The organism is Halorubrum sp. SD683 (genome assembly GCF_002135045.1).
GTDB lineage: Archaea > Halobacteriota > Halobacteria > Halobacteriales > Haloferacaceae > Halorubrum > Halorubrum ezzemoulense.
In genome coordinates this window covers 21,214-34,079 of sequence record NZ_NEWJ01000028.1, presented here as the reverse complement: position 1 = coordinate 34,079, position 12,866 = coordinate 21,214, and the positions used below count along the sequence as shown (strand labels likewise).

Sequence of the window (12,866 nt, the reverse complement as noted above, 5' to 3'; positions counted from 1 at the left end):
CGAGCGGACGTACCGCTTCAGCTCCGACTCGACCTCCGGTTTGTCGACCGTCCGGCGTTCCACGTCGTCCTCGAACTCGTCGAGCTGCGACCGCAGCTCCCGGACCTCCGCTTCGAGGGCGGCGACGAGTCCCGTCACGCGTCCGTCGTCCGGTCAGTCATCGCCGCGGCGGCGGGCGTAGTCGAGCGCCTTCCCCGGCGTTTCGATCAGGTTGAGGCCGATACCGACGACGACGAAGATCGTGTACAGGCCGAGCGTCGAGAGTCCGAGGACGACGATGGCGCCGACCGCGTAGATCCCGTCGAGGGAGGTCAACGCGGCGAGCGTCAGCACGGTCCCGTACAGCAGCACGAGGTACGGGCCCCAGCCGCGGGCGTGGCCGCGGCGCATCCGCGAGCGGACGTACCGCTTCAGCTCCGACTCGACCTCCGGTTTGTCGACCGTCCGGCGTTCCACGTCGTCCTCGAACTCGTCGAGCTGCGACCGCAGCTCCCGGACCTCCGCTTCGAGGGCGGCGACGTCCGGCGCGCCGCGCGGCCGTTCGCCGTCGTCCCCCTCGGGATCCGACTCGCCGTTCATACCCGTGGGTCGGTCGCGGTCCTGTTGTAACTGCCGGTCCGCGGCGTCGTCGGTGCCGTCGAACGCGGCGGCGGGACCGCCGCCCCCGGCCTCCCCGGAGTCGTCGCCGCCAGTCCCCCGCCCGGCGAGCACCACGTTGACCACGCCACCGAGGACGACGACGACGGCGGCGAGGTACAGCCACGTGACCAGCAGGAGGATGCCGCCGATGACGCCGTACACCTCGTACTGCGCGGCGCCCGCGGCGTACACCTGAAACCCGGCCTGAAGCAGCGTCCAGCAGACCGCCGCGAACGCCGCGCCCGGCAGCGCCTCGCGGACGGCGATCGCCGGCTGCGGCAGGAGGTAGTACATCGGGAGGAACACGACCGCGAGGAGGGCGGGCAGGGCGAGGACGCTCGCCGCCTCGATCAGGGGAAGCGCGTCCGCGGCCGCGACGAACGCGCCCACGGCGACCATCACGCCGAGGCCGACGCCGACGCCGACGACGACCGAGGCGGCGTCGGCGATCTGCTTGAGGAGGCCGGGCGTCTCCTCGCCGCCGTACAGCGAGACGAACGCCGTGTCGAGCCCGCGGAACACCTTCAGCGTCGACCAGATCAGCAGCCCGACCCCGAGCAGGCTCGCGCCGGTCCGCCCGCCGGCCGAGGAGACGGCCCCGACGACCGCCTCCTCGCCGGCCGGCGTGAGGAACTCGCCCGTGGACGCCACCAGCTCGGCGGCGATGGTCTCGCCGAAGACGGCGGTAGCGACGACGACCAGCAGCAGGAGCGCGGGGACGAGCGAGACGAACGCGTAGTAGGCGATGGCGGCCGCGAGGAACGTCACCTGCCTGTCGACCGCGAGGTCGGCGACGCGCCGAACCGTGCCGAACGCGGTGCGCGAGTGTCGAGACACGTCACGCGTTTCGACCGACCGCGACAAAAGCGGGAGGGTGCCGGGCGCGGCGCGGGCGGGCGCTCGTGGGGTGGAATTCGCGGCGGGAGCGAACGCGGCCGCGGCCCCGTCAGTCCGCGCCGTCGCCGAGGACCGCCTCGCGCATCTCGGGGATCGACGCCGTGCTCTTCACCGCCGTGCCACGGTAGTGCGCGCGGCTCGCCTCGTGGCCGGCCCCGCGGACGCGCTCGACGAACTCGTCCATCCCGATCGCAGGCTCGCCCCACTCCTTGTACAGCCGGTGCTGGTCGTAGTGCGTGGGGGTGTCGAGTTCGCGAGCGACCGTCCCGAGCAGCTTGCGCGCACGCTTCGCCTCGCCCATGTCGTCCGTCACCTCGCGGCGGACGGCGCGCGCGAAGTCGGCGTCCGCGACCGGGCCGAGCCAGATCGGACCGGCCGTGAGGACGCGGTCGCTCCCGCACTCCGGGCAGGCGTCGACCGGGTCGGCGACGTGCCCCGGCGTCGCCGAGCGCCAGAGGCAGTCCTCGCAGTGGTCGACGTACCCCACGCCGTCGAGGCAGTCGTCGGCCGCGCGGGCGCCCGACTCCAGTTCGAGGTAAGTCCGCGCGTAGTGACGGGAGACGTGCGAGAGGATCGGCGTCGCCGCCTTGTCGTAGCGCGCGGCGGTCCGCACCAAGGCGGATATCAGCGTTCGGAGCCCCATCTCGGGGTGATAGTCGGTGTTGCGCGGGACCGCGCCGTACTTCCGGATCCCGCTGTTGAGGTGGGCGCCGCACAGCGGCGCGGTGTCGGTCGCGGTGACGCAGACCAGGTTGCGCCCGTTCGCGAACGCGGCGTCCGCGAAGGGGATCGGTGTGCCGTACGGGTCCAGATCGACGACGTCGAACGGCCCCTCGTCGTACAGGAGGGCGTTGACGTCGCGGTGGACCGCCTCGCCGTCGAGGCCGTTGGCGTCGAGGTTCGTGGCGGCGAGCTCGACCGCGTCCGCGTCGACGTCGGCGCAGGTGACCCGATACCCCTCCGCGGCGGCGCGGACCCCCCTGACCCCGGAGGCGGCCATCGCGTCGAGGTACGAGGCGACGCGCGGTTCGCGGTCGCGGTAGGCGCGCAGCGTCGCGACCGTCACGTCGCGGTTCAGCTCCTGTGTCGGGTTGAAGAAGACGCCGCCGCCGGTGCCCTTGCTGGCGCCGTCGCGAGCCTCCGGGACGGAGACGGTGAGTCCGCCCTCTTCGATGTCCATACGCTCGATTCGACCATCCGGGCTAAAAGGGTCGCGCTCCGGGTCCGGGGGCGCGCTCCGGATCTCCGGGCGCGGGGCGCGGACGCCCAACGAGGGAGGCTTTTACGCCGCGGGCTCGCAAGGTAACCGTATGAACGGATATCCCATGCGGCGGGCGAGCGCGGTCGACGAGGAGACGGAGGGCCGGGAATGGTAAGCCCGGCGCGGGTAGACGCGGCGACCGACATCGCGTACGGCGCGCTGATCGTCCTGTCGATCGTGTTGATCGCGACGACGCAGGTGAACAACGTCGCGATCGCGTTCGGGATCGGGGTGTTCGCGTCGTACGTGATCCACGTCGTGTGGAAGATGGCCCGCTTCGATCCGGACTGGATGACGCGCGAGGTCGCCGACCAGGTCGGGAAACAGGTCGAAGAGAGCGTCGGCGAGACCGTCGACAAGGAGGTCGAGAAGACCGTCGGTGAGACCGTCAACAAGGAGGTCGAGAAGACCGTCGGCGAAACGGTGAGCAAGGAGGTCGAGAAGACCGTCGAGGAGACCGTCGGCGAGAAGGTGGAGGAGACCGTGAGCAAGGAGGTCGAGAAGAGCGTCGGCGAGACCGTCAACAAGGAGGTCGGCGAGGTCGCCGACGACGTCAGCGACACGGTCAGCGAGGAGGTCTCGGGCAAGGTCGAAGAGACCGTGGGCGAGACGGTAGAGAAGACCGTCGAGGAGACCGTCGGCGAGAAAGTCGAAGAGACGGTAGAGAAGACCGTCGAGGAGACCGTCGGCGAGAAAGTCGAAGAGACGGTGGAGAAAACCGTCGAAGAAACCGTCGGCGAGAAGGTCGAAGAGACGGTGGAGAAAACCGTCGAAGAAAAGGTCGAAGAAGCCGCCGAGGAGATGAGCGACGACGAAGAGGATGCGGCGGACGAAGCCGCTGCGAGCGATCGGTCCGACGCCGTATAGCCGGGGCGACCGCGGCCGGCGGTCTCGGTGGGATCGAGCCGAGCGGTGCGTCTCCGAGCGAAAGGCGACCAGCCGGAACAACCCGATCTGGTCACGCCTCGGAAGTCGCGGGCGATAGCGGCCGAACCCGACCGGTCGCTCCCCTAACGCCGAGTTCTCGATCCGTTGTCGACGCGAAGCGTCAGGAACCGACTCGGCGCGATACTGTGTCGTTTGAATTTACACCGACGGAATCGACAGCTGGCGATGTACCGGAGGTACCAGTACGTCGTCGTGGCTCGGTGAACGTTGAGCCGGCCGTTGTATCCGCATCCGCGCGGGGGGCGTCCGCTTCCGTCTGTTCGACCGGTGTTTCGATAGATTCCGGTTAATCGTCGGCGATCGCCTCGGTCTCGTCGAGTTGCTCGAAGAAGCCGTCCGAGTCGGTCACTTCGACTCCCACCGGTAGGAGACTGCTGAGTACGACGCAGTCGCTCAGGGTCGAAGAAGAACGGAAAGGAGTGGATGTTCGCTACTCGTTGCCGAACATCTGGCGCATCATCGGGTGCATCTCCATGAGCTGCTCTTCGGCGATCTCCTCGTACAGCTTGTACGTGATAGAGACCGCAAGCAGTAGCCCGGTGCCGGAGACCTGCCCGATGGTGCCAAGCAGGTTCGCCATCACGGCGAGCAGCCCGACGAGGGCGCCGCCGATGACGGTCACCTGCGGGATGTACCGCTCCATGACCTTCTCGACGACCTGCGGGTTCCGGCGGAACCCGGGGATCTGCATCCCGGAGTTCTGGATCTGTTTCGCGGTCGCCTCCGGCCCCATGCCGGTAGTCTCGACCCAGAAGATCGCGAAGATAGCGCCGCCGACGATCATGAACGCGAGGTCGATCGCGAGCCGGATCGCGATCATCCACGGCTCGACGGACGCCGGTATCTCACCGAGGAACCACATCCACTGCCCCCGGCTCTGAATCGGGTTCAGGTAGTAGAACAGCCCGCCGATGGGCTGCCCCTGCTCGCTGTAGGTCCCGAGTATCGCCGGCATCCCCGCCCACTGCGAGGAGAGGATCTGGCCGAGGAACTGGATGTTCGCCTGCAGCGCGCGAACGAGGATCATCGGGAGGACGGACGCGTAGATGAGCTTCACCGGGAAGCGTCCACGGGCGCCCTTCACGCGGGCGTGCGACAGCGGGATCTCGACGCGGACCGACTCCGCGTACACGACGATCCCGAAGATGAACACCGTGGTGAAAAGCGCCAGAATGTTCCCCGGATCGAAGAGGAGATTCTGGAGCCCCTCCGCCGTGAACGGCGACATCGACACCGGCACGTCGCCGAAGATGACGCCGTACCAGCTCGCGAAGAAGCCGGAGGCGCCGAGTGCGGAGAAGCTGAAGAAGCCGCCGACGATCTGCTGGCTCACCGACGCGATGATGAACAGCCCGACGCCGGAGCCGACGCCCCACTTGCTCACGATCTCGTCCATGAACAGGATGAGGATGCCGCCGACGAAGATCTGCGCGAAGATCAGCACCTGAACGCCGAACGTCCCGATGCCGAGCGCGCTCGCGACCGCGTCGTCCGCGGGGAGGAACCCCCCGGTGAACACCATCGGCGCCGCCGTGAGGGCGGAGACGATGATCACCAGCAGCTTCTGGAGGCCCTGATAGAGGACCTGGTCGCGCGGGTCGTTCTCGGTGTCGAGCCCGAGGAGGTTCGCACCGCCCAACAGCTGGAGGACGATGGACGCCGTGACGATCGGTCCGATACCGACCTGTAGCAGCGACCCGGACGACCCGGCGAGCACCGACCGGAACTGCCCGAAGAAGTCCGACCCCTGCCCGACCGCCAACCCGAACGGGTTGATGTTGGTCAGGAAGAAGTAGACGATCAGGATTCCGGCCGTCCACGTAAGCTTCCGTCTGAACGGGACGTGTCCCGCGGGCCGCTCCACGACGGGCATCCGCGAGAGCACCGGTTCGGCGGCCTCCTTCCAGCTCATGTTACGCCTCGTCGTTCTCGTCGTCGGAAGTGTTTTCCGGTTCGTCAGCGGGCTCTTCGGCGCGCTCGGAGAGCGTCGCCTCGCCGCCCGCCTCCTCGATGAGCTCGACCGCACCGGCGGTGAACGCGTCGGCCGTGACGCGGAGCTCGCGGCGGACCTGTCCGCCGCCGAGCACCTTCACCACGTCAGCCTCGTGGCCGTCCTCAACGACGTCGCGCGCGTCGAAGACGTACGCGTCGCCGTCCTCCTCGGCGAGACCGTCCGCGGCGTACAGCGCCGCGTCCTCGTCGAGCTTCTGGATCTTCACTTCGAGGACCTCCGTCTGAGCGTCCTCGGGGCGCTTGAACCCGTGCTTGCCGAGCGGACCGTAGTTGTGGTACTCGTGTTTCGCGCGACCGGCCGCGCCGCGACCGCCGCGATGCCCGGCGCCGCGCCGGTTCTTGTGCGTGCCGCCGCCGTGCGTCCGAGAGCCGCGCTGTCGTCGTTTCTTGCTCGTCATCGCATCGCCTCCAGGAGACTGTCGATCTCCTCGGTGGTGTGTTTCCCGAGTTCGCCGCCCTCGATCACGGGGTGTTTGATGCCCTCGTGACCGCCGCGGGGGGCGTGGAGCCGCAGCGTCGGCGAGAGACCCTGCTCGCGCAGCGTGGTCTCCTCGTCGACGAGCGCCTCGGCCAGCGCCTCCAGGTCGGCGTAGTCGGTGTTGTCGTCGATCCACTCGTCGTCGACGTCGGCCGAGGCCGAGCCTTCGAGCGGCTCGCCGCGCCGCGCGATCGTTCGCGCGACGGCCTCGACGCTCGGTTCCCCGAACGCGACGACATCGTTGACCTTCGCGATCATGCCGCTGTACGAGTCCGTCTCGGGGACGAGCGTCGCGTGGTTGACGCGCCCGACGTTCAGCATGTCGAGCGTGTCCTCGACGCCGGACCCGAGATTAACCTCGCCGCGGAGCTGAACGATCGCCTGCATCACTCGCTCACCTCGTCGTAGTGGACTTCGCGCGCGTGCTGGGGCGTACGGGACTGCGCCGCGTTCTCCAGCGCGTTGAACGTCGCCTTCGCGAGGTTCACCGTCGTGCGCGTGTTGCCGTCGGAGTTCGTCCAGGCGTCCTCGACGCCGGCGAGTTCTAGGATGTTGCGGACCGTCTCCGCGGCCGCGAGGCCCAGCCCCTGCGGGGCGGGCTTGATCTCGACGGTGACGGAGCCGGCCTTCCCCTTCGCCGTGCGGGTCAGGGAGTTGGTGCCGCCGGGCTGGTCCTCCCAGGACCCGGAGCCGCGGTCCACCGAGATGATGTTCAGCTTCGCGACGTCGATCGCCTTCTGGATCGCGCCGCCGACCTGGTCGTCGCGGGCCTGCGCGTAGCCGAGGTAGCCGTCGCGGTTGCCCACGGCGACCACGCAACGGAACTTCACGCGGCGGCCGGAGTCGGTCATGCGCTGGACCATGTTGATGTCCAGCACCTCGTCTTCGAGCCCCGGGAGGAGCTGGTCGACGATCTCGGCCTCCTTCAGCGGGAGCCCGGACTGGAGCGCCTGTTCCATCGACGTGATGTCGCCGTCCTGTACCTTGCGGCCGAGTCGCGTCCGCGGTTCCCAGCCGTCGTTGTGTCTACTCATGGTCCTCCTGGATTGTCGCGAGCACGTCGTCGAAGTGCTCGGGTAGCTCGCTGGCGTCGAACGCGCCGCTGTACAGCGGCTCGTCGAGCTGCTCGGCGTAGTCGGCGATGTGTTCGCCGCGCGTGCGCGACCAGTCGGCCAGCACGTCGTCGTTGTGCGGGATCTCGAGGCCCGCGTCAATCGCTCCTTCCTGTACCGCGAACGTCTTGTTGCCGGGCGTCGCCGTGTTGAGCCCGATGTCGAGGACGGCCTCGTCGAGGCCGGCGTCGACGGCGCGAGCGCCCGCGAGGTACCCGGTGAGGTACGCGCTGGGGAGGTTGCCCGTGGGGGCGTCCCAGCCGTACTCGCCGAGCTCCTCGCTGGAGGCGGCCGCGTGGGTCTCGTCGCCGTCGGATCCGGGGGTCACCAGCTGCGCCCTGACGTGAGCGTTGCTCACCCGAGCGACCAGGCGAGGCTTGCCCGATTTCAGCAGGCGCAACCTCTGATGGTAATCCGTCCGGACCTCGCGGCGGCGCCGCATCGGCACCTTGTATCGTGGTCCTGTCGCCATTAGTCCGTCACCTCGTAACCGTACTGCGTCTCGATGAACGCCTCGAGACGGGCGACGTCCTCGAAGTCTCCCCCGCTCGCTTTGTTGTACAGCGTGCGGTACTCGGAGGCGTCGAGCACGTCTTCGTCGTCGCGAAGCTCCTTCAGGCGGGCCCGCTGTGCGCGGATGCGCGCCTTCCAGTCGTCTTTCGTGTCCTGTCGCGCGCCGGAGCGACCCTTGCGGGAGCCGGCGCCCGACTGATGCCCGTACGAGCGCTTGTCGGCGCGCTCGCGGGCGCGACCGCGCGAGTTCGTCTTCGCGTCCTTCGCGCGGATCGTTCCCTGTTCGATGAGCTCGCGGACGTCCTCGCGGGTGATGGCGTCCTCGATCTCTTCCTGTGCCTCGGGGTCGAGCCAGACGCGGCCCTTGCCGACGTCGAGCTCGTCCGCTGCGAGCCGTTTCTGCGCCTTCAGATCACTCATCGTCGACCTCCACTTCGACGTAGGTCGGGTTCAGCACGCGAATGCCGCGCTCCTCCGCCTCGTCTTCGATCAGTTCGCGCTTTCGACCGCCGACCTTCGAGGCGATCCGCACCGCCTGCGTGTCGCCGTCGACGCCCTCCAGATCGTCCGTGTTGTGAACGCGGACCTCCTCGAAGCCGCTCGGGTGCAGGTCGCGCGACGCCGTCGGCGAGCGGAAGCCGGCCTCGACGACCGGCCCCTTCGACTTCATGCGACGGCGCTGCTTGGAGAGCCCGCCGCGCGGCTTGCGCCACGACGTCGGGATCCGCTTTTTCTTGTGGTAGTCCTGCCGGTTGAACTGCGGTTTCCCCTCGCGGTGCTTCTGTGCGAGCGCGCGAGCGGTCTCGTCGTCCAGTTCCGGCGTCTTGTCGGCGTGACCGCGGGGCCGAAGCTCCGTCTCGACCGTCTCGGACTCCTCGGCCTCGTCGACCGGCTCCTCCTCGTCGGTCTCGTCTTCGATCTCCGCGTCCGCCTCCTCGTCGACCTCCAGCCCGCCGACGTCGGCCTTGACACGCGCTGCGAGCGCGTTGCCGACGCCGTCGACCTCGGAGAGCTCCGACTGGGAGGCGGCCTTCACGTCCTCGACCGTCTCGTAGCCGGCCTCGCGAAGCGCGTCCGCCTTCGAGGGACCGACACCGCTGATGTCTTCCAGTTCGTCTGCCATCGGTTAGGCACCTCCGGTGGGTTTCTCGACGATGTACACGCCGTCCTGGAAGACGCGCGTGTCCTTGTCGGTCACCTTCGTCAGCTGTTCGATGTCGGCGGCGGTCTGGCCGACGGCCTCCTTGTCGGAGCCCGAGAGCGTGACCGTCTCGCCGTCGATCTGTACGTCCGTGTCTCCGCGGATGGGGGTGCGCCGCGCGGCGCTCTCTCCGAGGAAGTTCTCGATGACGACCTCGTCGCCCTCCACGTTCACCTGCATCGGGAAGTGGGCGTAGTACACTTCCATGGCGTACTCCCAGCCCTCGGTGACGCCGTGGATCATGTTGGCGACGTGGCTCTCGAAGGTGCCGACGGTGGCGTTGGTCTTCGCGTCCTCGTTCTCGGTCGCGATGACCACCGCGCCGTCCTCGATCGTCACGTCGACGTCGGGGTACCAGAGGCGTCGCGTGACGCTCCCGTTGGGTCCTTCGACGGTGAGTTCGAGGTGGTCGGTCTCGGCGGAGACGTCGTCCGGAATCTCGATTTCGACTCTGTTCATTGTTAGTAGACGTATGCGATCACTTGGCCGCCGATGCCCTCCTCGCGGGCCTCGTAGTGGCTCATGACGCCGTGGCTCGTCGTGACGATGAGCGTCCCGTAGTCACGGGCGGGGAGGTACCGCTTCTCCCACTTCTCGAACTCGTCCGCACCCGCGGAGTAGCGGGGCTTGACGGCGCCACACTCGTTGATCGCGCCTTTCAGTTCGACCTCGAACTTCCCGGCTTTCCCGTCGTCGACGTACTCGAAGCCGTCGACGTACCCGCGGTCGTAGAGGACCTCGAGGACGGAGCCGATGATGTTCGAAGCGGGCTCTACCGTGTACGACAGGTGGCCAACGCTCTCGGCGTTGTCCATGCCGGCGAGCGCGTTGGTGAATGGATCGTTTCCCGTCATGATCAGCTGTACTTCTCGAATCCCATGTCTCGGGCGACCTCGCGGAAGCACTGCCGGCAGAGGTTGATGTCGTACTTGCCGACGAGTCCCTGCTCGCGGTCGCACCGCCGGCACGTGTGCCGGGAGTCGGTGCGCTTCGCGGCGTGCTCGCCCGTGTCGTTGTTCGCTTCGCTCATTCGGTTACCTCGACGTCGAAGTTCGTTTCGAGGAACGCGGCCGCGTCCTCGGCTGTCATCCGGTGGCGGGAGGGAATGGTCCCCGTCGCCTTGTCGCGTTTCGAGACGCGGTAGCCGGGACGGACGATCGTCGTCGTCACGTCGAGGCCGTAGATCCCGATGTTGGGGTCGTACTCCTGGCTCGGAAAGTCGGTGTGGTCCTCGACCCCGAAGCTGAGGTTACCCGTGTCGTCGAACTGGCTCCGCGAGACATCGACGAGATCGAGCGCGGTCTCGAGGAACGCGTGCGCGTCCTCGCCCCGCAGCGTCACCTTGACGCCGATCGGGTCGCCCTTGCGGATCCCGAACTCGGCGATGGTGCGCTTCGAGGTGGTCCGGACCGACTGCTGGCCCGTGATCTCCTCGATGATCTCCTCGGCGTCCGCGAGCGGCTCACCGCCCTGCCCGACGCCCATGTGGACGACAACCTTCTCGAGGGACGGCTCGCGCATCTCGTGGTCGGCGCTCTCGGCTTCACTCATCCGCATCACCCTCGTCGTCGGTGAAGTTCTCGTCGATGACGACGACGTACTCCTCGACCGTCTCGTAGCCGCCGTCCTCGCTGGCGACGGTCACGGTGTTGTCGCCGGAGCCGAGGGTCACGTCGATGTCCTCGATCTCGCCGATCTGGCCGGCGTGCTGGCCGGCGACGGCGGTCACCAAGGCGCCCTCCTCGTACTCGAAGTGGGCGACGATCTCCTTCGTCTCGTTGTCGACGACGATCGAGTCGTTCGTCTCGTAGTCCGCGTCGTCGTCGACGCGGACGTTCGTCCCGTCGTGGAGCGTCAGCTGCGTGACGCCGCCAGGGACGACGGTCTTGTTCGTGATCTTCCCGAGCCGGCTGCCCGCGGCGTCCTCGTCGACGGGAGTCAGCGCGAGCCGACCGCCCTCGTCGGGGAAGACGCGGAAGTACTCCCCGCGCTCGGGGAACGCCAGGATGTCGAACATCCCGATCGGACGCTGTTCGTCCGAGACGGCGTCCCCGTTGACGAGGATCGAGTCGTTGTTCAGCGCGTAGCGCGCCTCCTTCGTCGAGTCGACGTAGCCGAGCACGTCCCGCAGCAGGACGACGAGCGGAACGCCCGCCTCGCCGTGCGGGCCCGCGCCCGCCTTCACGGTGAACGTGTTCGTCTTGCGCTCGACCGGCCAGGAGTTCGGTACTGACAGTCGCTTCTGGTGTCGCGTCATTCGTTATCCTCCTGGAGCCGCGCCTCGCGGCGCTCGTCCTCGAGGTCCAGCTCGGTCACCCGGACGTTGCTCGTCGGAATCGGGCGGGGAACCTCCTCCCCGTCTGCCTTCTCGACGGTGACGTCCTCGACCGTGATCCGCTCGGCGGACAGGTCGACGGAGACGACCTCCGCCTCCGTGCCGGCCGCGTCGCCGCGAAGCACCTCGACGGTGTCGCCGGCGTTGACGCGGACGTTGCGCTGTCCGTACTCCTCGCGGAGCTCGTCGGTGAGGGTGGCCCGGACCTGATTCTGCCGCTCGTGGAGCGGCGCGGTCTCCGACCGTTTTCGTTGTTTGCGTGGCTGTTTCGTCATAGTTAGACGATCATCGTCGCGGTCGAGGCGATGCTCCCGAACCGTTCGGCGACCTCGCGGGCGACGGGGCCTTTGATCTCCGTGCCCCGCGGCTCCTCGAGGTCGTCGATGATGACGGCCGCGTTGTCCTCGAACTTCACGCGCGTGCCGTCCGGACGGCGGATCGGCTTGCGCTGGCGGACGACGACCGCCTCCAGCACCTGCCGCCGCATCTCCGGGGTCCCTTTGGTGACCGAGACGGTCACCTTGTCGCCGATCCCCGCCTTCGGGTGGCGGTTCTTCGTGCCGGAGTAGCCCGACACGGAGATGACCTTCAGCTCACGGGCGCCGGTGTTGTCGGCGCACGTGATCAGCGAGCCCTTCGAGAGCCCCTGCGTGACGTCGGCCTTGAGCGCCTCCATCACTGATCACCCGAGCGGATCTCGACGACGACGTGGGACTTCGTCTTCGAGAGCGGTCGCGTCTCCGCGATCGTCACTTCGTCACCGACTTCGAGCGAGTCGAGCACGCCCGGCACGTGGGCCGGGATGCGCGAGCGACGCTTCATGTACCGATCGTATTTCGGTACGAACACGTCGTACTCTCGCTCGACGATGACGGTCTTTTCCATATCCGTCGACACGACCGTTCCCTCGCGGGTCTGGCCGCGGACGGAGAGCTGCCCGTAGAACGGGCATTTCTCGTAGTCGTAATCCTCCGGGTTGTCTGGCTCCGGAGGCGTGGGTACGTCAATTCCTATCGCCATTGTGTGGCACCTCGTTCGGTGCGTTCGGCGGGCCGATATCGCAACCGATCGCCATCCACCGTCGCGTAGACCGCGTCTTTGCACTCGCCTCGGCGGCTCGCCGGACCCGCGCCGTCACCGTCGACGACGCTTGCGGATCCGGACGGGCCAGACTGACGGGGGCGGACCCCCGTAGTATCCGACCCGAGTTGGGACGCGGACCCCGGCGACTGTCCGTCGCCGGCGGCTTCATCTGTGCGAGCGGTCGGCGTCTCGGCGACGCCGAACTCGAACGTCGCGCCCGACTTGGGCACGCGTTTGTCCCCCGACGCCGTTCGGACCACGAGGGTACCGAACGTCTCGTCGAGCACGCGACCGGCGATACCCACGTGGGCGTCGCTGTCGGCGTCGGCCACCCGAACCGGGAGGCCGACGAGCTCGTGCCGAACGAGTGTGTCGGGGGAGATCAT

The 12,866-nt window shown here is 68.0% G+C and carries 19 protein-coding genes; 1 reads left to right on the top strand and 18 read right to left on the bottom strand.

What is annotated here, in order from left to right; genetic code table 11:
* Positions 1-153: 153 nt before the first annotated feature.
* Together B9G49_RS09080 and B9G49_RS09075 are read right to left on the bottom strand one after the other, a co-directional pair.
* On the bottom strand, positions 154-1,476 hold the full coding sequence (locus tag B9G49_RS09080; protein WP_086216137.1) for a YihY/virulence factor BrkB family protein: 1,323 nt from the start codon (positions 1,474-1,476) through the stop codon (positions 154-156).
* A 109-nt stretch (positions 1,477-1,585) separates the two neighbouring features.
* Positions 1,586-2,716 carry a tRNA (guanine(26)-N(2))-dimethyltransferase gene (locus tag B9G49_RS09075; RefSeq protein ID WP_086216136.1) on the bottom strand — a complete coding sequence of 377 codons (1,131 nt, stop codon included), beginning with the start codon at positions 2,714-2,716 and terminating at the stop codon, positions 1,586-1,588.
* Positions 2,717-2,905: 189 nt separating this feature from the next.
* On the opposite strand from B9G49_RS09075, the gene B9G49_RS09070 reads away from it, so the two are divergent.
* Positions 2,906-3,664 carry a hypothetical protein gene (locus B9G49_RS09070; protein ID WP_049930207.1) on the top strand — a complete coding sequence of 253 codons (759 nt, stop codon included), beginning with the start codon at positions 2,906-2,908 and terminating at the stop codon, positions 3,662-3,664.
* A gap of 511 nt (positions 3,665-4,175) precedes the next feature.
* On the opposite strand, the gene secY is transcribed toward B9G49_RS09070, so the two are convergent.
* From secY to B9G49_RS08990, 16 genes are read right to left on the bottom strand one after another with little or no spacing between them, the layout of a single operon-like run.
* Positions 4,176-5,657: a preprotein translocase subunit SecY gene (gene secY / locus B9G49_RS09065; protein ID WP_049930205.1), complete on the bottom strand. Its 1,482-nt coding sequence runs from the start codon at positions 5,655-5,657 to the stop codon at positions 4,176-4,178.
* Between the two features lies 1 nt (position 5,658).
* The gene (locus B9G49_RS09060; protein ID WP_086216135.1) at positions 5,659-6,156 is read right to left on the bottom strand and encodes an uL15m family ribosomal protein; all 498 of its coding nucleotides are present in this window, start codon (positions 6,154-6,156) and stop codon (positions 5,659-5,661) included.
* Positions 6,153-6,623 carry a 50S ribosomal protein L30 gene (locus B9G49_RS09055; protein WP_086216134.1) on the bottom strand — a complete coding sequence of 157 codons (471 nt, stop codon included), beginning with the start codon at positions 6,621-6,623 and terminating at the stop codon, positions 6,153-6,155. The genes B9G49_RS09060 and B9G49_RS09055 overlap by 4 nt, the downstream gene beginning before the upstream one ends.
* Positions 6,623-7,270: a 30S ribosomal protein S5 gene (locus tag B9G49_RS09050; RefSeq protein WP_049930200.1), complete on the bottom strand. Its 648-nt coding sequence runs from the start codon at positions 7,268-7,270 to the stop codon at positions 6,623-6,625. The genes B9G49_RS09055 and B9G49_RS09050 overlap by 1 nt, the downstream gene beginning before the upstream one ends.
* Entirely contained in the window at positions 7,263-7,820 is a 558-nt protein-coding gene (locus tag B9G49_RS09045) for a 50S ribosomal protein L18 (protein WP_049930198.1), read from the bottom strand. The genes B9G49_RS09050 and B9G49_RS09045 overlap by 8 nt, the downstream gene beginning before the upstream one ends.
* Complete coding sequence (locus B9G49_RS09040) at positions 7,820-8,281, bottom strand: 50S ribosomal protein L19e (protein WP_049930197.1); 462 nt, start codon at positions 8,279-8,281, stop codon at positions 7,820-7,822. The genes B9G49_RS09045 and B9G49_RS09040 overlap by 1 nt, the downstream gene beginning before the upstream one ends.
* Positions 8,274-8,984 carry a 50S ribosomal protein L32e gene (locus B9G49_RS09035; RefSeq protein WP_049930196.1) on the bottom strand — a complete coding sequence of 237 codons (711 nt, stop codon included), beginning with the start codon at positions 8,982-8,984 and terminating at the stop codon, positions 8,274-8,276. Before B9G49_RS09035 ends, B9G49_RS09040 begins: the two co-directional genes overlap by 8 nt.
* 3 nt (positions 8,985-8,987) lie before the next feature.
* Positions 8,988-9,521, bottom strand: coding sequence for a 50S ribosomal protein L6 (locus B9G49_RS09030; RefSeq protein ID WP_049930194.1), 534 nt, complete (start codon positions 9,519-9,521; stop codon positions 8,988-8,990).
* A gap of 2 nt (positions 9,522-9,523) precedes the next feature.
* Positions 9,524-9,916 carry a 30S ribosomal protein S8 gene (locus tag B9G49_RS09025; RefSeq protein WP_004047215.1) on the bottom strand — a complete coding sequence of 131 codons (393 nt, stop codon included), beginning with the start codon at positions 9,914-9,916 and terminating at the stop codon, positions 9,524-9,526.
* A gap of 2 nt (positions 9,917-9,918) precedes the next feature.
* On the bottom strand, positions 9,919-10,092 hold the full coding sequence (locus B9G49_RS09020; RefSeq protein ID WP_004597423.1) for a 30S ribosomal protein S14: 174 nt from the start codon (positions 10,090-10,092) through the stop codon (positions 9,919-9,921).
* Positions 10,089-10,613, bottom strand: coding sequence for a 50S ribosomal protein L5 (locus B9G49_RS09015; RefSeq protein WP_049930678.1), 525 nt, complete (start codon positions 10,611-10,613; stop codon positions 10,089-10,091). The genes B9G49_RS09020 and B9G49_RS09015 overlap by 4 nt, the downstream gene beginning before the upstream one ends.
* Positions 10,606-11,319: a 30S ribosomal protein S4e gene (locus B9G49_RS09010; RefSeq protein ID WP_049930192.1), complete on the bottom strand. Its 714-nt coding sequence runs from the start codon at positions 11,317-11,319 to the stop codon at positions 10,606-10,608. The genes B9G49_RS09015 and B9G49_RS09010 overlap by 8 nt, the downstream gene beginning before the upstream one ends.
* Complete coding sequence (gene rplX, locus B9G49_RS09005; protein WP_086216133.1) at positions 11,316-11,672, bottom strand: 50S ribosomal protein L24; 357 nt, start codon at positions 11,670-11,672, stop codon at positions 11,316-11,318. The genes B9G49_RS09010 and rplX overlap by 4 nt, the downstream gene beginning before the upstream one ends.
* Positions 11,673-11,674: 2 nt before the next feature.
* Positions 11,675-12,073, bottom strand: a complete 399-nt coding sequence (locus B9G49_RS09000; RefSeq protein ID WP_004597429.1) for a 50S ribosomal protein L14 — start codon at positions 12,071-12,073, stop codon at positions 11,675-11,677.
* The gene (locus B9G49_RS08995) at positions 12,073-12,417 is read right to left on the bottom strand and encodes a 30S ribosomal protein S17 (protein ID WP_006114464.1); all 345 of its coding nucleotides are present in this window, start codon (positions 12,415-12,417) and stop codon (positions 12,073-12,075) included. Before B9G49_RS08995 ends, B9G49_RS09000 begins: the two co-directional genes overlap by 1 nt.
* Positions 12,408-12,866 (bottom strand): ribonuclease P protein component 1, encoded by a 459-nt coding sequence (locus tag B9G49_RS08990; protein WP_086216132.1) that lies wholly within the window; start codon positions 12,864-12,866, stop codon positions 12,408-12,410. The genes B9G49_RS08995 and B9G49_RS08990 overlap by 10 nt, the downstream gene beginning before the upstream one ends.